Raw genomic sequence first — 19,661 nt, 5'->3', positions numbered from 1 at the left:
CGAACATCGTCTGACGAAACCCAACCATCTCTAGAGCAATGGCCAGGTTGAACGGATGAACCGGACGATCAGGGAAGCAACCGTCAAGCGCTTCCATTACGACAGTCATGAGTAGTTAAGGACACGCTTCAATGACTTCATGGCAGCCTATAACTTCGGGCGAAGACTCAAGACCCTGAACGGCCTCACTCCTTACGAATACGTCTACAAAATCTGGACTTCAGAGCCAGAAAAATTCATCACCAATCCAAACCATCAAATTAAAGTACTAAAGACATGGGTTAAAATATCGGCTGTGTAATATTGTTGAGATAATTTTCATAAAATTAGGAATTGGTGACGTATCTCTACCCGATATGACAAAGGCAAGGAATTATGTCCTGGCTTTGTCAATCTCGTCTCATCAGTCCAATGGATACACCTTGCCCACGAGACCTAGATTTCGCGTTGTATTCTTTCTGCAATCCGTATGGACAGCGCCGCAGCGGTGAGGGTTGGGTTCATGCAGGTGCTTGCGGACATGACGCTTGTGCCCGCGATATACAGATTGGGATGATCGTGGGCGCGACAGTCGCGGTTTACGACGGAATCCCTGGGATTGTCGCCCATGATTGTCGTGCCCGACGGATGTTGGCGATTTTCGAATTTCATGTTTTTTTTGGTGATTTCCGCATCGAGAAGCTGCGAGAATCTGTTGAGATCCTGCATGGCGAGTTCAGTGCCTGCATGCCAGTAATCATTAAGATCGTAATAGAGTGAGGGGACGGGCAGACCAAGGGCATCGAATTTAGTCTTGCTCAGTGTCACACGATTGGCGGGATCGGGGAGGACTTCAAAGTCTACGGCCCACGCAAGGGTGTGAGCGGAAAGCTCCTGTATTCGTCGGTCGAGTTCCGTGCCGAGAACGCCCTGTTCCAGCAGGGTGGCCGCATATTGCGAGACCGGTGTCGTATTGCGGACCTTGATCTTGTACTGGGCAGCGTTACGGCGAAAATCGCCTTCGCGCTTATTGAAGACCAGCAGTTCTGTCGGTCCCTGGCCGGGCCATACGGGGTCGCGCGTTTTCATCGTAACGCTGATACCGGTGGTATCCATGAGGTTTCGCCCGACCATGTCCGAACTGTTTGCAATTCCGTTAGGAGAATGTCGGGTTTTGGACATTAGAAGGAGCTTGGGTGTTTCAATCGTATGTGCGGCCACAACGAAAACCTTGGCCGTAACCTTGTGTTCTGAACCGTCAGGACGTTTGAACCACAAGGCCTGAATGCGTCCGGTATCATCGTCTTCAAGTTTATAGACGACAGCGTTTGGCATGATGACGGCGCCTCGGTTCTCGGCGATGTCGCAATGCATAGAACCATCATATTTGGCACCAATAGGGCAGACCGGGTTGCAATTGTTGTTCCCCGCGCAGACCGGCCTCTGATTATAGGGGCGTGTTGCCCGTCCGTGGGGTTCCCAGACGGGATTGTATCCCCCCGCGGACAGCTTTTCGGCCAGCGTCCTGAACATGTAAGTCAGAGGAACCTGTTTCATCGGGTAAGGAGCCGCGCGTGCAGGCGAGGGGCTGCCGCCGGCCCCGCTTTCGTCTTGATCGTCCGTCCCGCTGACGCCAAGCTCCATCTCAGCCAGGCCGTAGTATTTTTCGAGATCGTCATAGCCGATCGGCCAGTCTCGACCGCGACCATATAGCGAGTTAAGCTTGAATTCGCTGGGTAGGAGGCGCCAGAGGGCCGAGCCGAAATGCCATGTCGTACCGCCGACGACGCGGAGATAGCTCGTATTGTATTTGACCGGTCCTTTCTGCTCCAGATAGTCGCCATAGGTGGAGGGCGCATGAGGAAGGCTCGGAAACGGTGATCCGGCGCCCTGCAGCTTCATGTTTGCCAGAGACAGTTTGACGGGTGCGTCACGGTAGGTTTCGACGATGTCGCGACGCTTTACCCGCGGCCCGGCCTCGAGAATGAGGACGGATTTGCCTGCTTTTGCCAGTTGGGCACCAATCAGGGCACCGCAGACACCGGAACCGACAATCACAACGTCTGCATGCAAATTTTCAGTGCTCATCGGGCGCTTCCTTGAACGTCATGTAGGGTTCGGGGCGGCTGCCCCATGCGAGGGGGCCAGCGCCGTAAGAGGGAACGACCAGAGCTCCTGCGACAGCCTGGAACATCAGTGCGTCGGAATACGCGATCATCTTCTTTTTCGGATCCTCGCCGACCACGCCGAGATACCATGCGGAGACGATTGTTGTTGCGGTACTGCGGGCGTCGGGTGTGGGCCCATGGCTCAGATAATCGTCCATGGTCTGGGTCCCTGAGGCATGAATGTCGTTGGACAGATTGGTGATTCTGTCCGGCAGGTCAGGGAATTGATCACGCAAGCCCAGATAATATCGCCGCGCCAGAGTGAAGTTCAGGTTTTTCCTGCCCGTTAGAAACTCGGAAAGTATGAGAAAGTCCGTTACGTCAGAGGCTTTGGGCGTGTTGGTTAGCCCGTGGGATGCAAGAGCACCCATACTTCCGAACGCAAGGCCGCCAAGCAGAAACCTGCGTCTGGACACCTGACTTAGAGCTGTGGGAACGATGGAGTGTGGGATCATGGTTTAGTGCTCCACATGGGGGCAAGAGCATGGAATCATGGCGTAAGTGCCGCGCGTTGTTTCGCGACATAACTGGCGTCGACCTGGACCGATGGGTTGCCGAAGGTCTTCAGAATGAAATTGCTGAGATCCGCGATATCCTGATCCGAAAGACGATTGACCCAAAGTGCGCCGGATCCGAAGGCAGGCATGAAGACCGAATTGTCACCGCTCCGCCGTTCGACGCCCGTCAGGATGGTTGCCACGAGGTTACGTGCATTGGGGCTTCCAGTGGTGGAGTTGTGCGTCAGGGAGGGGTAGGCGTTGATGCCCTGTCCTTCCGCCTGATGACAGGATGCGCAGGAGCCGCTGAAAATTTTCCAGCCCCTGTCTTCAGGACTGGCCTGCCCGCGTGCCGCGTCTTCCGGTCGATCTGCAGTGCCGTAAGACGTCCGTGAACGTTTTTCGTCGCTTGCGACCGCTGGAACCTCTCGCAGATAGGCAATCATGGCATTAACGTCATTGGAAGTAAGAAACTGGGTGCTGTTCGTGACGACTTCCGCCATGGGGCCAGCCGCTTGACCTTTGTTCAGCGCATGGCCGGTCTTTAGATAATTCCTGAGATCGTCGTCCGTCCAATCGGCGATGCCGGCGACCTTGTCTGTGGTGATATTGGGGGCATACCATGCGCCCACAGACGAGCCTGCCAGATAACGCATACTCGCCGGTCCCATGAATATGGTGCGCGGTGTGTGGCATGTGCCGCAATGTTCGAGGTGATTGACCAGATAACGGCCGTGCGTAATCTGTGGCGTTTCCCGCGGCTGCGCCTGGAACGGACGTGTATCAAGATAAAGCCAGTTCCATAGCACAAGCCCCGAGCGGATGTTGAATGGGAACCGTACGGTATCGGGCTTGTTTTCTTGTTCGACAGGTGCAACCGCCGAATTAAAGAAAGCGTAAAGTGCCTCCATGTCGCTATCCGTCACGCCTGCGTAGGATGTATAGGGCATGGCCGGGTAGAGGCGCTTGTTGCCGTGCCCGACACCTCGGCGCACAGCATCGAAGAACTCTGCCTTCGTGTAGTTGCCAATGCCTGTTCTGGGGGCAGGGGTGATATTGGTCGAATAGATTGTCCCAACCGGTGTCGTGATCGGATAACCGCCTGCAAAGGGTTTGCCTCCAGGCGAAGTATGGCAGGCAAAGCAGTCAGCGGCGGTCGCGATGTAGCGCCCTTTTTCAACCAGCCCTGCATCTTCCGCTCGTGCATCGGGCAGAGTGGCCATCAGTGCGGCAACACCTGAGTATGCCACAAGGTAGAGGGTGGCTCTGGTAGAGCGGGGGAAGGATGTCTTTCGCATCATGGATGTCCCGTCGTCAGAGGAGCGGTGGACGAGGTGTGCTCATGCGATGGAATTCTCTTGTTCTGCACCAGCAGCAGCATGCTCAGCGCCCCACAAACTCCGATGCCAGCAGCAATCCAGAAAGCGGATGCATATCCGCTGGCTGCATGTTCGATGACGTAGCCGGTCAGTGCAGGAGCAACGACACCGGACATGTTGGCCAGGAAATGGATGAAGCCGCCGACGGTCCCCATATAGATGACCGGCGTTACTTCATGGATCATCGCCCAGAGCGACTGGGTCGCCATCGACAGTGCGAAGAGCGATAAGGTGAAAAGTATCACTGCTGCACTAACAGACTGAATGCTCGGGATGGCGGAGAGTGTGACCGTGGCCAGAAGAAGAGGCGCGATTGTGGTTGTTTTGCGCGCTTTCAGACCATTTTCGCTACGTTTGAAAAATAGGTCAGAAATGAATCCACCAAGAAAATATCCCAGAAACCCACCAACCCATGGAACGCCAGCTGCAACGGAAAGGCCTGTCGGTGTGACGTGCATGACATTTGTGAAGTAACTGGGCATCCACGAGACAAAAATATAGAGGGGGTAAAGAAGGGCAAACAGCCCCAGAGCCAGACCCCAGGTGGATCTCCGCAAAATATAATTCTTCAGGGGCGCACTGCCTTTGGGGAGGACGGCTTCCGAGCGGTCAGACGTGATATGCGCCAGTTCTTCGGGGGTAACATGTCGGCTTTCCGCCGGGCGATCGGATGCAAATCTGAGCCACAGAACGCACCAAAGAACACCGATGGCGCCGAGAGCGACGAATGCCAGGCGCCAACCAAAGAAATAACCCAGAGAAATCACCAGTGGCGCAGCCACCGCACTTCCGAGATTCTGCCCCGAGAGCGTGAAACCTAGGGCGCGAGCCGTTTCCTTTCTGGGAAACCAGTTCGTGACCGTTCGGTTCGTGGTGGAATTCATAGGCCCCTCAGAAGCACCAAAGAACAGACGTACGAGGATGAGGGGGGCGAGGGTTGCGACGGCCCCTGTCAGCGAGCAGAAAATCGACCAACTTACGACGGCAACACCAAAGGTGCGTTTTGGTCCGAATTTGTCAGACAGGTATCCACCTAGAAACGAGAATATCGCGTAGCTGAAGAAGAAAGCACTAAACACCCAACCAAGCTGTGAGGGTGTAATGTGTAGATCGCGCTGTATTTGAGGTGCTAGAATTCCGACAGCGGCACGATCAGTATAATTGATCATTCCCAGAGCAAAAAGTAGAGCGGCAATTACAAGTCTGTAGCGGCCTTTTGTCACTATACACCTCAGTGGCTGGCATTGATTTTAGCAGCCTGTTTCGCGTCGAAATCCAAAACACATAACGCCATATTAGAAAGCGCTTACATCACATGAATGCTGTTCTAACAATCGCAAAAGCGTGAATCAGGGGAAGGGATGTAGGCATGAGAGGATTTCTGCGATCGCTGGAAACAAAAATAGCACCATATTTTAGATATTTAGCTGGAAATTCCATTTTATTGTTATAAACGTAACATACACGTGTTTACCGCAAAAGAAAATAGTGGGTGTAAGCGTTTTCATTGAGTGGCGAGCAGCCTGGAATTTTCAAAAGGCCGACGTGATTCACATTTTTCATCTGCGCACAGGAGATAAACGCTTATGTCACGGGAACAGTTTTCGCTGAGTGTCGCCCTGGTTGTTAAAGGGGCGTTCGATGACGGAATTCTCCATGATTTTATGGAAAAAACAGGCTTTGAGCCGGTTATCGAATGGGCGCCTACAACAGTTATTCTTGCCTCCCTCGAAAAGGGAAGTAGGCCTGATGGTGTCATCGTTACAGATGATGCGTTGGCAGGACTCGTGAGGGAGGGGATCGTTGCGTCTGACGCTTTGATACCGCTCGTGGCCTCAAAAATCGGTATCGGTGTTTCCAGTGGAGCTGAGCATCCGGATATAGCAACGGTCAAGGCTTTCAAGAACACGTTGCTGAACGCCCGCTCTGTTGCCTATTCCTTGGGCGGCCAGAGCGGTGTGTACTTTGCTCCCCTGCTTGAACGGCTCGGCATTGCAGAAGCGGTCAATGCCCGGGCGACGCGTATTCCTAGCGGATTTTCCGCGGAGAAGCTGCGAACGGGTGAGGCGGATATCGCGGTGCAGCAGGTCAGTGAACTCCTGGCGATAGAAGGGACCGAGATTGTAGGGACGTTCCCTGAAGAAATTCAGAAGGTCACGCTTTTCTCGGGAGCACCTCTGGTTGACAGTCCGCAGAGGGAAAAGGTCGAGGCATTTCTCTCATTCCTGCGGCAGCCAAAGTCCACGGAGCGATTCAGGAAATCCGGTCTTGAGCCCCAGTGAAACGTGGGAAGCAAGAATCATGACTTCTGGTTTGGTGAGGCGTCCGGCAGCGTTGCTGATCGGTATTGCTGCCCTATCCTGTGGTTCCGCGTATGCACAGACGATTCAGGAGGCCGAGCCGACCTATGATGCCAGCGTTCGGGTCGCAAAGCCTCTTCCCGCGACCCCGCTGAGCGGGCCGGTGGTGCCGCCGTTTGAAAATCCTCCCGCGTTTGTGCCCGATTTTTTCGGTGTGCGGGCATGGCTGCGGGCGCACGGCATTGCATTGCTGGTATCCAACACCAATGAATTTACGGGAGCCGTCACCAGGCCCACGCCAGGCTTCAGAAACTATCGCCAGGGAGCAAGCAATGCCGGGCAGATCAGTACGGTTTTGCATATGAACTGGGATAAGCTGATCGGCTTGCGGGGTTTTGCGACACATGCGGTTTTTACGAGCCGGTATGGTACGACTGCTAACCGGATGTTCGGTGACTGGTTGGGGCACGCATCGGAAATCTATGGCGGTGGTGGCAATGTCGTTGTTCACCTGGTCATGGCTTATGGCGAGGAAAATCTCTTTGGTGGCCGGTTGGCGATTGCGGGCGGCCGTATGACTGAAATGTCAGATTTTTCCAACTCGCCCTTGTTCTGCAATTTCATCAACAACAGCCTGTGCGGCCGTCCCCGTGCGGTGAGTGATAATGACTATATTGGTCGCTATCCTGCTGGTGTCTGGGGAACCCGCGTTCGTGGTCGCCCCTCGCGCTACACCTACATTCAGGCGGCTGTCTATTTCCCCGAGAAAAGCATGTTCGCCAATGCCTATAACCGGAGCGGCTTCAAATTCAGTGGTGGGTCGGCCATCATGGGGCAGTCCATACCGATCGAACTGGGGTGGGAGCCCGAGTTTGGTGCAAAGCACAAGCTTGCTGGGCACTATAAGATTGGTGCGCGTCTCCTGACTGTTCCGCTCTCGGACAACTATTACGATATCAACGGTCTACCCCTGAGCGTGACGCGCAAAAAGGCCATGCAGCATAGCCGGAGCTGGAGCGCGTGGTTTGAAACGGATCAGAAAATATGGCAACCGCAGGGAGCGCCCGCTTCTTCGGGCACCACGCTGATTGGCGGATTTATTCTCAATGATCCACGTGTCGCCCTGCGGCGCTGGGAGACTTATTTCGGTTTTATCAATCGTGGGTTTATCCGCTCGCGTCCTCATGATGCTCTGAATTTCATCGGTATGTACGAAAAAATTGCTGGTGGCGTGAGCGCTACGGAGGCGAATTATCTTGATGAGGGTGCCGCCCGGCTGCTGCCTAATCATGCAACGGGTGTACAGAAAAATGCCGCTGTTTTCGAAGTTAATTATCAGATTCAGGTGACCCGCGGCGTCGCTATCGCCCCGGATTACCAGATCTTCTTCAACCCGAACGGACAAAAAAACCTGCGGACTGCACATGTTTTGGGCTTCAAATCGACAGTCCAGATTTTCTAGGTAAGGGTGTTGTTTGCCTGTGGCAGGCAACAGTTTTCAGATGTTGCGGTCTGGTTCGTCCGGCGCTGGCTTGAGCACAATGCAGCTCGGGCTGGCAACTTTTACGCAGTGCTGAATACCCGCGATGTCCAGCCCCTGCGCCGTCAGGGCGACGCGCCCTATTGTGTCCGAGGTTTCGTGTGCGACCAGAATCGTTGATGCGGATGCGACAACAGAAAAGAAACGCGGCGTTTTGCCTCCGCTGTCGATCGATTGGGTAAGCAAGAGCGTTCCAGTATCGTCGTCGATGGAAAGGACACTCAGTATATCAGCACCCCTAAGGGAAACGAGGACGGAGGTTTCGTCCGGAGAAAGTGCGATTTCTGCTCCTCTGCCGTTTCCGGTGTAGTGCTCCGGAAGGGCCAGAACAGTCTGTTGGGGGGTTAGCTCACCCGTTTCCCGGTTATGGCGATAGTACGTTACCGTACAGTCAAGTTCGTTGATGACATAGGCGTAGGGCTTGGCGGGATGAAAGGCGATATGCCTGGGGCCTGCTCCTTCGCGTGTCGGCACGTTGCTAACACATTGCAAATGACCTTCGTGGAACCTGAACACGAAAATACGGTCCAGACCTTTATCCGGGACGTACACAAAGCGTTCTGCCGGATCGAACGTTACACCATGAGGATGGGAGCAATGCTGTTCAAGTCGGTGGGGGCCGCGCTCGCCGGGGAGTGTTTCGGAAGAGGTGACTGTGCTGAGTATGCCGGTCGCTGCATCGAAAGACACGGATGTGAGAGTGCCATCTGCATAGTTCGGGATGACGATGAAGCGGTTGGCGGTATCGAAGGCGAGGTGTACGGGATTCTGTCCGCCGCATTCGACGCCAGATCTGTGTTCGATCAGACCGGTACGGGGATCAATGGCATAAGACGAGATATGGTTGCGATCTCCATGAACGGCGCAGAGATAGTGCCCGCTCCGATCAAGTGACAGAAACGAGGGATTATCGTGTGTCGGCATATTCTGAAGATGCCGCCACGTCGTTAGTGTCTCGTCCACATGATAGACGTTGATGCCGTCGCCATGCGCGTGTCGCTCCGCCGTCGTGTAGCAGCCAACATAGGCTAGAAATCCGGAAGGCATAGGCTCTCCTGTCGTGCGATAAATGGAAGTCCGTGACAGATTTTGGAAACGATTACATGCATTTTTCGGGATCGCTAATGCTGCTCTGTAAAACATTGCTCATTTTTGCGTGATTCTGGAATGCTTGAAGAGTGATTCTACGCGAACAGTTACGCTTTAAAATAAGAATAATTATAAAAAAATATGCAAAAACAATAGTTTAATGCCATATCTTTGGGGTGGGAATGCCGTATCTGCGGTCAGGTGCCAATCCGTGGACAAGCTCCGCCTCTCTTGCAAGTGGGTAAGAGGGAGACGTAAGATCAATGTAAGGGTTTACATAATTATTTTGAATGCAGGAGCATGTCTGTAAATGGGTGACATTATGAAGACGACTGATGGCCTTCCACAGGCTATTGCTCCCTCTCTTCCTACTGCGTTCAAGGCAACTTCTCGGGTTTTGCCTGCTCGTTTGCGGGACATTTTGGCGCTGGATGACTTTGAGCGGCACTGCAAGCCGTTCCTGCCGCGTATGATTTATCAGTATGTGGCTGGCGGCGTGGAAACAGAAAGTGCCATGCGTAATGGTCGCCAAGCCTATCAGGATTATGGTTTTACACCGCGTGCACTGGTCGATACATCTGCTCGCTCGACGCAGACGAATCTGTTCGGAAAAACGTACTCTGCGCCATTTTCGATTGGTCCGCTGGGCGGAGCGGCGTTCGTGGCCTATCGCGCGGATCTTGCTCTGGCGGCTGCGGCACGGTCATGCAACATCCCTATGATTCTGAGCGCATCTTCATTGATCCGGTTGGAGGACGTCATCGCCGTCAATCCTGACGCATGGTTTCAGGGATATCTGGCGGGGGATTTCGACCGTATTGCGCGTATGCTCGATCGGGTTGAAGCCGCTGGTTACAGAAATCTCGTCGTTACGGTCGATACGCCGATACTCGGTAATCGCGAACATAATATCCGGTCGGGGTTCTCGATGCCGATCCGGATTACACCCAGGGTGATGGTGCAGAGCGCAACCCACCCACGTTGGCTTCTAGGGACTGTAGCCAGAACGTTCCTGAAACATGGCGCGCCGCATTTTGAAAATACGGAGGCGGATCGTGGTCCGCCGATGATGTCACGCAAAGTGCGTAACACCGTTGCCCGGGACAAGCTGACCTGGGAGCATATCGCGTTTATTCGCAAGCGCTGGAAAGGGCCGCTGGTCATCAAGGGCATCATCTCGCCGCATGATGCTTTTATGGCGCGGGATCATGGTGCGGATGGCATTATTCTTTCCAACCACGGTGGTCGTCAGCTCGATCACGCGATGGCCCCTCTGCGTGTTCTGCCAGAGGTCGCATCGAGAAAGGGAGAGATGAAAGTTATCATCGATGGCGGTATTCGCCGCGGCTCTGACGTCCTGAAGGCTTTGGCGTTGGGAGCTGATTTTACGCTGATGGGGCGGCCTTTTCTTTTCGCAGCAGCCTATGACGGTCAGCGGGGCGTAGAACATGCTTACACGATCATGCGCGATGAAATCCTGCGCGACATGGCGATGCTGGGCGTCAATTCAGTCGAAGAGTTGGACGAAAGCTTCGTCAGGAGGGCAGGGGCCATCATGGTCTGAATGGGATCTGCGTTGAGTCAGTTTTTCAGAGCTTGGCCGGGGGCGCCACGGTGCCCCGCAGGACGAGCTCTGGTGTAATCCGCGTCATTTGTACCATTGTTCTGTCATTCATGAGATTGAGCAGGGCGAGGGCCGATATTTTTCCGATCTCGTCAGCGTCGACGCGAATGGTCGTCAGAGGGGGGGAGAGAACAGCGGAGAAGCTTGAATCGTTGAAGCCGATCACGGAAAGGGATCGGGGTATATCGACGCCTCTCTCTGATGCCTCGCTCATGATGCCGAGTGCAATCTCGTCCGTGCCGCAGATGATAGCTGTTGGGCGCTGCTCTTCCGGACCGCCCATCAGCTGACCGAATGCATCCCGCCCTGCCACAATCCCTGACGAGACAGTCAGGTCGTGCGCCGGGATCAGCTCCAGTCCGCGCTCTGCCATGGCCAGACGAACGCCTTCGGCACGTGGTCCGGCACGGTCGTTGTTCTCACGGGTGCCAGTGACGACTGCAACCCGCTTGTGTCCGAGGTCAAGCAGGTAGTTTGCAGCGCGGAACGTGGCTTCTCTGTTATCGAAGCCGACACAGTAGTGACGATCCGAGAGGCTGAAGCTCTGGATGATTGGCACCTGACTGCGTTCCGCACGTGTATAGAGGTCAGGGTCATGAATGCCGCCGACCAGCATCAGCCCATCAACGCTGCGCTGCAAGAGAAAGGAAACCTCCTGCATTTCTGTCGCGAGATCGTATTCCGAACTGGCCGCCAGAACCTGATAGTTCGCGGCGCGCATCGTCCGTTGAAAACTTGAGAGCGCTCGTACGAATACCTCGTTCCCATAGCTTGGGACTATCACGCCAACTGTCGAGGAGCGTCGCGTGCTGAGCGCGCGGGCAGCGCTGTTTAGTACGAATCCGAGTTCTGCAGCTGCTTTCATGACGGCTTCACGTGTGGCCGGTCGCACTTTTTCAGGCTCGTTCAGGGCACGCGATACGGTGGCGATGGAAACGCCGGCGAGCCGGGCGACATCCTGTGCGACCGGAAGACGCGTACGGCGATCGATGTTGGAACTCCTGCTTTTTCTGGGCAAAGGCTGGTCCGGGTTCATGCTGCTCAACGTTTATGTTTCCGTCGCCGGACCAGAGGGCTCTACCATGACGTTGCGGCCGCTGCCGGTCCGGATGTCATGGCAAGAGTGTCGGTCGGATGCAGTCTTATACCGTCCCATTTCAGAACAGTCATTGTCTTGTCGGTCGTGTTTTGTACGAGAAGCGTACGACCATCCGGAGAAAATATGATGCCCTGTGGCCAGCGTCCAACGTTTTCATGTGCAACAGGCGTCAGGTCGCTTCCGTCAACACGATAGAGTGTGAGAGACCCGTGTCTCGCAGCATCTTTGTTGGAGTTATTGACCGCTCCCACCGCGAGGTAGCGTCCGTCTGGAGAAAACCGGAGAGGTTCAGGGCCTGGTGCGACCGGTATCGTACCGAGCAGGTTCAGTATTCCGTTTTCCAATCGCACCAGATGCACCGCAGGACGTGCAGGGTCCTGATCTCCTATGGCGAGGAGGCCCGCTTTGGTGATGTCCATTGTATTGGGGGAACGGCCCAGGTCGAGGCGTTTTTCTTCTATTGTGAAACTGTCCCCGACCCTGTGGAGGAGGGCAAGTTGATGAAAGCCGCGCAGCACGACGACCGCATGCTGCCCATCCGGCAAGAAGAGGACTGAGGCGGGGTTGCTGTCCGCGCCCGTGTTCAAGGTCTGGACAGGGTGTAGCTGTCTGTTCGCGACCGCAAAGACTGAGACTGTTCCGCTTTTGCGGTTCCCGATGAGCACCCATTTCTGGTCGGGTGACACGCTGACCTGACTGGCGCCCAAGCCTGCATGAATTGTCTGGACGAGGCGGGGGACGGCATGCTCGATGCTTACCACCGATACGATATCGTCCTCAATGACGGGATCTCCCGCATGCGACCCTGCGTGTGAGCCGGCTGTGACGATGGCCCAGTTTGAAGTCGGGGCGATCCAGGCTGTTGTCGGTGGGCCCTCAACTGAGGTGGGCAGGACGAGAGTTTTTCCCAGCACTGGCATGCCATGTTCGAACCGGATCAGGGAAAGGCTATCCGGAATTATCGTCGCGGCAGTGACCATTTTTCCGGTCGCACTGGTCGTTGTATGGCCGTCATTTGCCGAAATAGCCCAGTGGTCTGCTGCATGAACACCATGCGCGAGAAATACGCCCAAAATAGCTCCTGCGGCAGACGTCAGGCATCGGGTTTTCTGCTTTCGGGACTGTTTGGCGTGTTGGCAGGAGAAGTATATCATTGTGATTTATTATCCATAAATAACAACAAAGTGATAAGAAAATAACAAAATGAATAGTGGCATACAGGGGTTGTCTATGTAAACGCTTTCAACTCATGTTGAAAGACACTCTGCGGGGGTGAGATGAGCATCACATTGAAGCGTCGATCGTTTCTTGGTTCTGCGTCCTTGGCGGCAGCAGCTACGTATCTTTCATCGTGGCATGCCGCTCATGCGAGCATGTGGCAGCCATCTCTGCGTTTGCCGGATCCCGCGATCAGGATCCTCGACCCCGCGTTCAAAGCCTGCGTTAACAACCTGTCTGTTGTAGAGCGGGTCGCTACCGGATTTGAGTGGACAGAAGGGCCGGTTTGGCTGGGAGAAGCCAATCTTCTTCTGTTCAGCGATATCAGGGGTAATCGTATCATGAAATGGGATGAGGCGACGGGAGAAACGTCCGTATTCCGGGCTCCATCGAATTTTTCGAATGGCAATACGGTGGACCGTCAGGGACGGCTTCTGACCTGCGAATGTGCGACCCGGCGCATCACCCGTACGGAAGCCGATGGTCATATTACAGTTCTTGCGGACGGCTTCGACGGCAAGCCTTTCAATTCTCCCAATGATATCGTCTGCACCACTGATGGGGCCATTTGGTTTACCGATCCGGCTTTCGGGCCGAATTTTTCCGAAGGGGATCTGTCACCGGTTCAGATTGCGCGTGTCTATCGTATTGATCCGCGGACACGGAAGACAGAGGCTGTGCTCGATGATGTGCCGGGACCGAACGGTCTTTGCTTCTCTCCCGATGAAAAGATCCTGTATCTGATCGCCTCCCGTCATACCCCTCATCGGCAAATATGGGCGTATGATGTTGCCATGAACGGTACAGTCTCCAACAGGCGCGTTTTTCTGGATTGTGCCGAGGGGGCGGCGGACGGTCTCCGTGCAGATATCAACGGAAATCTCTGGTGTGGCTGGGGTTCGGGCGAGGGGCTGGACGGGGTGGCAATATTCAGCCCGCAAGCCAAGAAGATCGGGCATATCGACTTGCCTGAACGTTGTCCAAATGTGTGTTTCGGCGGTGTTCACCGGAACCAGCTTTTCATGGCGTGCCATACCTCCATATACCGCCTGACGCTCGCGACGCAGGGTGTGCCACAGATTAGCTAAGGGACGGGGCGTTGCTTCCTGTGAGAGTAATTCCTCTTTTCCAGAAAGTTACGTTCTCGTGAGAAGCTCGGTATGAGTTTGCAAGCCCAAAAGCGCCAGTATATGAAAACGCTTACATTAATGTCGACTTTCGTATTGTCGTGACAGCCTTTCAAGGAATGACGGAATGAGCCAGCGTATTGTCCTTCTTCATGCGACCCCGGTGGCGATGGTGCCTATTCAGGACGCATTTCGTCGCCTCTGGCCTGAGGCGGAGATTGTCAATCTCCTTGATGACGGATTGACGATTGATCGCAAGAAGAGCGTCGATCTGTCGCCGGAACTCTCCCAGAGATTTGTCACGCTCGGGAAATATGGGGCGTCCATGCAGGCACAGGGTCTGCTGGTTACCTGTTCGGCATTTGGCCCGGCGATCGACTTGCTGGAAAACGAACTGACCATCCCGTTGCTTCGTCCCAATGAGGCCATGTTCCGCGCAGCGCTGGAGAAAGGGATGCATATTGGCATGTTGGCGACATTCGCCCCTTCTGTGGTGACTATGGAAAAGGAATTTGAGACTTTCCGCGCACAGGCCTCGTCAGAGGCCACGCTGGAAACGATCATTGTGCCCGATGCCATCGAGGCGTTGAGAGGTGGTGATGTTGAAACACACAACCGGCTCGTTGCTGAATACGCGCCGCGTCTGAAGCATTGTGATGTGATCATGCTCGCCCATTTCTCGACGTCCCAGGCGCTTAAAGCCGTGGAAGCTGTTGTTGATGTTCCGGTGCTGGCTGCTCCGGAAGCAGCCGTTCAGCGGATGCGCTCGCTGCTGCATGCCTGAGTGCCGAAAACGATGCTGATCGGCGTCATTGTGGATGATTTTAGCTGCGCGCGAGGCAGTGCCTTGGGAACTTGCCCCGATGGGCATTCTGTCAGTTATTTTTCGGACGACACTGTTGTCGAATTTCACAAGGTGTTTGGAGAATGAGCGACAAATCGCGAAGCGGCGGATCCCTGGTCTGTGGTCGTCGTGCCATGCTTCAGGGAACAGCGCTGGGCCTTGTTACGACAGCTTTCTTCCATTTTCCCGCAGCCAGCGTATCAGAGGCTGCCGATGCGGAATATGTCTATCGGCCCGTGTTTTTTTCCAGTGATGAATGGCGAACGCTGAGTAGCTTCGTAGACAGGTTGATTCCGGCCGATGCGGAAGGGCCTGGAGCGATTGAGGCGCACGTGCCGGAATTCATTGATCGTCAGATGAATACGCCTTACGGCCATGGCAGCGAATGGTATTTGCGACCGCCTTTGATGAAAACATCGGCGACGCTGGGCTACCAGCTCCTTTTCACGCCAAGAGATATCTACAAACAGGGGCTTCCGGCGTTAAATGGTGCGATAATGCAACGTTATGGCAGGCTGTTTCATCAGCTTGATGCCAGCGAGCGCGATCAGGTCATCGGGCAGATGGAGAAGGGGACGCTCACTTTGTCGCCGATATCGTCGAAACTGCTGTTCGGGCAAATTCTGAAAAACTGTAAGGAAGGCTATTTCGCCGATCCGATACATGGCGGGAACTACAAAATGGAAGCCTGGAAGATGATCGGGTTTCCCGGTGCGCGTGCGGATTTTACCGACTGGGTCGATCGTTATGGTGCGCGCTATCCCCTTCCGCCCGTCTCGGTTGGCGGTCACGCCGTGCAGGGAGGCGTATGATGGTTTCCCGTAGCGAGAAACATACGGATGTGGTGATTGTGGGTTTTGGCTGGGTCGGTGCCATTATGGCGCGGGAACTGACGCAGGCGGGGCTGAACGTGGTGGCGCTCGAACGCGGCCCACGTCGCGATACTTGGCCCCAGGGCGCCTATCCGTCGTCAATCGACGAACTCACGCACAACACCCGGCACGCCCTTTTTCTCCAGCCCTCGCAGTCAACGGTGACTGTACGTCACCGCGAAAGCGACGTGGCCGCGCCCTATCGTCAGCTTGCCGCATTTCTTCCTGGCACGGGGGTCGGTGGGGCTGGTTTGCACTGGTCCGGATGCCACTGGCGTATCTCGCCGGCCGAGCTCCGTCTGCGCAGTCATTACGAGGAACGATACGGAAAGGACTTTATTCCTCAGGACATGACCATTCAGGACTGGGGTGTGTCTTATGAGGAACTGGAGCCTCATTTTGCTTTTGCTGAAAGCGTGTTCGGAACTTCGGGGCAGGCCTACAAGGTCAATGGCAAGATCGTGGGAGATGGAAACCCGTTCGACGCAGACCGCTCAACGCCTTTTCCGTTACCTGCCATGAAGAACACCTATTCCGCCGAACTTTACAGCAAGGCCGCGGCGGAATGTGGGTATCATCCCTTCCGCATACCGTCAGCCAATGCGTCACAGGCCTATACCAATCCTTATGGATGCCAGATGGGAGCCTGTACGTTCTGTGGGTTTTGTAGCGGCTATGCCTGCTACAACTACTCAAAGGCATCCCCGAATGTGAACATTTTTCCCGCACTTGAGCGCGAAAGTCGTTTCGAGTTGCGTGCTGAGTGTGACGTCCTGAAGGTCGAGACGGACTCATCGGGCAAGAAAGCAACGGGCGTGATCTATCGGACGTCCAAGGGGGAGGAAGTTCGCCAGACTGCCGATATCGTCATTCTGGCCAGTTTTGCCTACAACAACCCCTATCTGCTTCTTTTGTCTAGGATCGGACAGCCTTACGATCCCAAGACGGGCGAGGGGACTGTTGGGCGTAATTTCGTCTATCAGAATGAATCCGGCGTAACGCTATTCTTCGGGCAGGACAAATTCACTAATCCGTTCATCGGGGCCGGTGGCAACGGTGTTGCCATCGATGATTTCAATGCGGATAATTTTGATCATGGGCCGCTGGGGTTTGTTGGTGGCGCGCCCATCTGGGTCAATCAGGCCGGAAGCAAGCCGATCAGCAGTGCCACGGTACCCAAAGGGACACCGCAATGGGGTGCGCACTGGAAGAAAGCCGTCAAGGACAACTTCCAGCATACGATATCGATCCATGCCCACGGTACCAACATGGCATTTCGCGACTGCTACCTATCTCTTGATCCGACATACAGTGACACTGCCGGGCGCCCGCTGCTGCGGATTACGTTTAACTGGCATGACAACGATGTGAAGATGATCCGCTACGTGACAGACCGGATGGCGGATATCGGTCGGGCCATGAAGCCTGAATCGATGTCGATCGAGACGAAGGAGTTCGGAGAAGAATTCGACCTGCGCCATTATCAGACGACGCATATCGCGGGTGGCGCGATCATGGGAACGTCCCCCAAGGATAGTGTGGTCAACCGCTATCTCCAGCATTGGGAAGTGCCCAATCTTTTTGTCATCGGATCATCAGCGTTTCCGCAGGGCATCGGATATAATCCCACGGGTACCGTTGCCGCTCTGGCTTACTGGTCTGCAAAGGCAATCAGGGAGCGTTATCTGAAGTCTCCCGGACCAATGGTGCAGGCATGAAGAGGCGTAAAACAATGAAACGGCGCCTTCTTCCGGTACTGGCGGGAGCGATCTGCGTCCTGCAGTCATCCGGGGCATATGCCGATAATGCGGATCTGATCAAACGGGGAGCGTATGTCGCTGTTCTGGGCGACTGTGAAGCATGTCATACCGCTCATGATGGCAAGTATCTGGCAGGTGGACTGGCCCTTCAGTCGCCGCTCGGGGCAATTTACTCCACCAACATCACGCCTGATCGTAACACCGGGATAGGAACCTGGAGCTACGATGATTTCGTGCGTCTCATGCGTCGGGGGATCAGAAAAGACGGGTCAAGCGTTTATCCGGCGATGCCGTATCCGTCTTATTCGAAAATGACGGATGAGGATCTGCAGGCCCTTTATGCCTACCTCACGCAAGGTGTTGCACCGGTCAGCCTGAAGAACCGGGCGCCGGATATTCCATGGTTATTGTCAGCGCGCTGGCCTCTGGCGATCTGGCGTCTGCTTTTTGCGCCTTCACCTGCGCCTCCATTACCATCTGCCTCTTATGATGAGACGCCCGATGCGCTGGTCGAGCGTGGCCGTTATCTTGTGGAAGGTCCCGGGCATTGTGGAAGCTGCCATACGCCGCGCAATCTCGTACTCGCCGAAAAGGCCCAGACTGCAACAGATGGGCCGAAATATCTGTCCGGCGGCTTCATTGTAGACAACTGGGTTGCGCCTAGTCTTCGGAGTGATGACGTCGGTGGACTTGTGGGCTGGACCTCCGAGGATATCGTGGCTTTCCTGAAAACGGGGCGTAACAGGTATGGCGCGACATTCGGTGCGATGAACGGCGTTATCGCGCACTCGACCTCTCTGACGAATGACCATGACTTGGCGGCGATCGCGGCCTTTCTGAAGACGCTTGGTCCGCCGCCAGGCGTTTCGGTCGAGACGTTCCGTTATGATGATGCGGTGTCACGCCAGTTATTCGCCGGAAAGATGCCATCGGAAGGGGCGAAGATTTATGTTGATCGCTGCGCGGCCTGCCATCGGACGGACGGACGGGGATATCCCGGCGTATTTCCCCCTCTTGCCGGGAACCCGGTCCTTCAGGGACCGGATGCAACTTCCGCCGCTCATATCATTCTGAGTGGCGGACGGCTTCCCGGAGTTTCGGCTGCGCCGTCATCTCTGGTGATGGGCTCCTACCGGGAAGTTCTGGATGATCAGCAGATTGCTGATCTTGTCACTTTTCTTGGTCAGAGCTGGGGCAATCACGGAGCGGCAATGACGGCGCCACAGGTGGCGAAGATCCGGCAGGCAACAACGGATGAAAGGAGGCCTGCAGGTGATTGAAACAGGTATTCAGTTCTGAATATACCATAGTTGGATAGTTTTTGTAAATGGATATCAGGTATAGTTTATAGGGGGTATCTACAAAAGTGGCCCCTTATGTAAGTGACGAAACAAATATAATCGAACTATGAAAAGGAATCGCGTCATGAATATTAATGGTCGTTATTCGTTTATTCTTTTTTCGGTACTGTATTTCTCATCTGTGGGGTATGGATATGCTTTTCCATCCAAAGGACCAGATGGAGAGCCTGTAGTAGAAACGAAAGATGAGCCATTACATCACGTCATATATGAAACCAAAGACGTTCGAGTAATGCGTGTGCTGTTGCTTCCAGGCGTTCGTACAATGTGGCATGAGCAGCATTTGGATTACGTGAATACTCACATTAGCGGCAGTCCAGTCAAAGTTGAGTATATTGGTCAACCGATGAAATATGCTGTTATGGAAACAGGTCATATCCGTTTCGGACCTCATCAAGGCAAATCCGAAGTGGATAGAATTACCAATACAGGTACAACTCTCAACCATCAGATTGCTTTTGAGATCAAGAAAAACGGCCCCCAAGGCTTCGGTGCAGGAGATCGATCTGATGTTAAAGGATTCAAATTGGTTTTGGACAAACCCACTGTCTATGGCTGGCACGTTGAGCTGAAACCGGGGGAAAGTACAGGTGTTTACACGGTAAAAGGACCTGGTGTTCGTGTAGTATTTAAAGGGAATAGGATTATTTCTACCAAGAAAAATTCAACTGTTACGCAAATTAAAACGCAGGATGCGGATGCATTTCTTATTGATCCCGGGACGTATATAATTACGAATGGAGGTTCAGAAGACTTGGTATTCAATGAATATGAGCTGAAATAAGTATTTTGAATGGTTGGAGG

General features: G+C 54.4%; 16 protein-coding genes and 1 pseudogene. 10 read left to right on the top strand and 7 right to left on the bottom strand.

The genetic code is table 11. From position 1 onward, the window contains the following. Window positions 1-301: pseudogene (locus tag GSP01_RS09675) on the top strand (integrase core domain-containing protein); the annotation flags it as partial. A gap of 134 nt (window positions 302-435) precedes the next feature. Here the strand turns inward: GSP01_RS09675 and GSP01_RS09670 are convergent. The 4 genes from GSP01_RS09670 to GSP01_RS09655 are packed head-to-tail and all read right to left on the bottom strand — an operon-like array spanning window position 436 to window position 5,246. Next, on the bottom strand, window positions 436-2,067 hold the full coding sequence (locus GSP01_RS09670; protein WP_141353048.1) for a GMC family oxidoreductase: 1,632 nt from the start codon (window positions 2,065-2,067) through the stop codon (window positions 436-438). After that, entirely contained in the window at window positions 2,057-2,602 is a 546-nt protein-coding gene (locus tag GSP01_RS09665; protein ID WP_141353046.1) for a sugar dehydrogenase complex small subunit, read from the bottom strand. Before GSP01_RS09665 ends, GSP01_RS09670 begins: the two co-directional genes overlap by 11 nt. A 35-nt stretch (window positions 2,603-2,637) precedes the next feature. Beyond that, window positions 2,638-3,945 (bottom strand): cytochrome c, encoded by a 1,308-nt coding sequence (locus tag GSP01_RS09660; RefSeq protein WP_141353044.1) that lies wholly within the window; start codon window positions 3,943-3,945, stop codon window positions 2,638-2,640. Beyond that, window positions 3,942-5,246, bottom strand: coding sequence for an MFS transporter (locus GSP01_RS09655; RefSeq protein WP_141353042.1), 1,305 nt, complete (start codon window positions 5,244-5,246; stop codon window positions 3,942-3,944). Before GSP01_RS09655 ends, GSP01_RS09660 begins: the two co-directional genes overlap by 4 nt. A gap of 363 nt (window positions 5,247-5,609) precedes the next feature. On the opposite strand from GSP01_RS09655, the gene GSP01_RS09650 reads away from it, so the two are divergent. Together GSP01_RS09650 and GSP01_RS09645 are read left to right on the top strand one after the other, a co-directional pair. Further along, window positions 5,610-6,305 carry a substrate-binding domain-containing protein gene (locus GSP01_RS09650; protein WP_141353040.1) on the top strand — a complete coding sequence of 232 codons (696 nt, stop codon included), beginning with the start codon at window positions 5,610-5,612 and terminating at the stop codon, window positions 6,303-6,305. Between the two features lie 19 nt (window positions 6,306-6,324). Then, entirely contained in the window at window positions 6,325-7,785 is a 1,461-nt protein-coding gene (locus GSP01_RS09645) for a carbohydrate porin (protein WP_141353038.1), read from the top strand. Between the two features lie 36 nt (window positions 7,786-7,821). On the opposite strand, the gene GSP01_RS09640 is transcribed toward GSP01_RS09645, so the two are convergent. Continuing rightward, window positions 7,822-8,910, bottom strand: coding sequence for a lactonase family protein (locus GSP01_RS09640; protein ID WP_167495519.1), 1,089 nt, complete (start codon window positions 8,908-8,910; stop codon window positions 7,822-7,824). A gap of 352 nt (window positions 8,911-9,262) precedes the next feature. Here GSP01_RS09640 and GSP01_RS09635 point away from each other — a divergent pair, with 352 nt between their 5' ends. After that, on the top strand, window positions 9,263-10,516 hold the full coding sequence (locus tag GSP01_RS09635; protein WP_141353034.1) for an alpha-hydroxy acid oxidase: 1,254 nt from the start codon (window positions 9,263-9,265) through the stop codon (window positions 10,514-10,516). A gap of 25 nt (window positions 10,517-10,541) precedes the next feature. Here GSP01_RS09635 and GSP01_RS09630 read toward each other — a convergent pair whose 3' ends face one another. Next, window positions 10,542-11,612, bottom strand: coding sequence for a LacI family DNA-binding transcriptional regulator (locus GSP01_RS09630; protein ID WP_141353060.1), 1,071 nt, complete (start codon window positions 11,610-11,612; stop codon window positions 10,542-10,544). A gap of 41 nt (window positions 11,613-11,653) precedes the next feature. Beyond that, window positions 11,654-12,748 carry a beta-propeller fold lactonase family protein gene (locus tag GSP01_RS09625; protein WP_167495518.1) on the bottom strand — a complete coding sequence of 365 codons (1,095 nt, stop codon included), beginning with the start codon at window positions 12,746-12,748 and terminating at the stop codon, window positions 11,654-11,656. A 300-nt stretch (window positions 12,749-13,048) separates the two neighbouring features. On the opposite strand from GSP01_RS09625, the gene GSP01_RS09620 reads away from it, so the two are divergent. From GSP01_RS09620 to GSP01_RS09595, 6 genes are all read left to right on the top strand, one after another. After that, the gene (locus GSP01_RS09620; protein ID WP_228123778.1) at window positions 13,049-13,981 is read left to right on the top strand and encodes an SMP-30/gluconolactonase/LRE family protein; all 933 of its coding nucleotides are present in this window, start codon (window positions 13,049-13,051) and stop codon (window positions 13,979-13,981) included. A gap of 166 nt (window positions 13,982-14,147) precedes the next feature. Beyond that, a complete protein-coding gene (locus GSP01_RS09615; protein WP_141353028.1) occupies window positions 14,148-14,804 on the top strand; it encodes an arylsulfatase in 657 nt (218 codons plus the stop codon). A gap of 143 nt (window positions 14,805-14,947) precedes the next feature. After that, window positions 14,948-15,676: a gluconate 2-dehydrogenase subunit 3 family protein gene (locus tag GSP01_RS09610; protein WP_141353026.1), complete on the top strand. Its 729-nt coding sequence runs from the start codon at window positions 14,948-14,950 to the stop codon at window positions 15,674-15,676. Then, complete coding sequence (locus GSP01_RS09605) at window positions 15,676-17,454, top strand: GMC family oxidoreductase (protein WP_141353058.1); 1,779 nt, start codon at window positions 15,676-15,678, stop codon at window positions 17,452-17,454. Before GSP01_RS09610 ends, GSP01_RS09605 begins: the two co-directional genes overlap by 1 nt. 14 nt (window positions 17,455-17,468) lie before the next feature. After that, window positions 17,469-18,776 (top strand): c-type cytochrome, encoded by a 1,308-nt coding sequence (locus GSP01_RS09600; protein WP_141353024.1) that lies wholly within the window; start codon window positions 17,469-17,471, stop codon window positions 18,774-18,776. Window positions 18,777-18,921: 145 nt separating this feature from the next. Beyond that, entirely contained in the window at window positions 18,922-19,641 is a 720-nt protein-coding gene (locus GSP01_RS09595; RefSeq protein ID WP_218023657.1) for a hypothetical protein, read from the top strand. The last annotated feature ends 20 nt before the right edge of the window (window positions 19,642-19,661 follow it).

The organism is Gluconobacter sphaericus NBRC 12467 (assembly GCF_006539125.1).
Lineage (GTDB): Bacteria > Pseudomonadota > Alphaproteobacteria > Acetobacterales > Acetobacteraceae > Gluconobacter > Gluconobacter sphaericus.
This window is presented reverse-complemented; position numbering and strand designations above follow the sequence as displayed.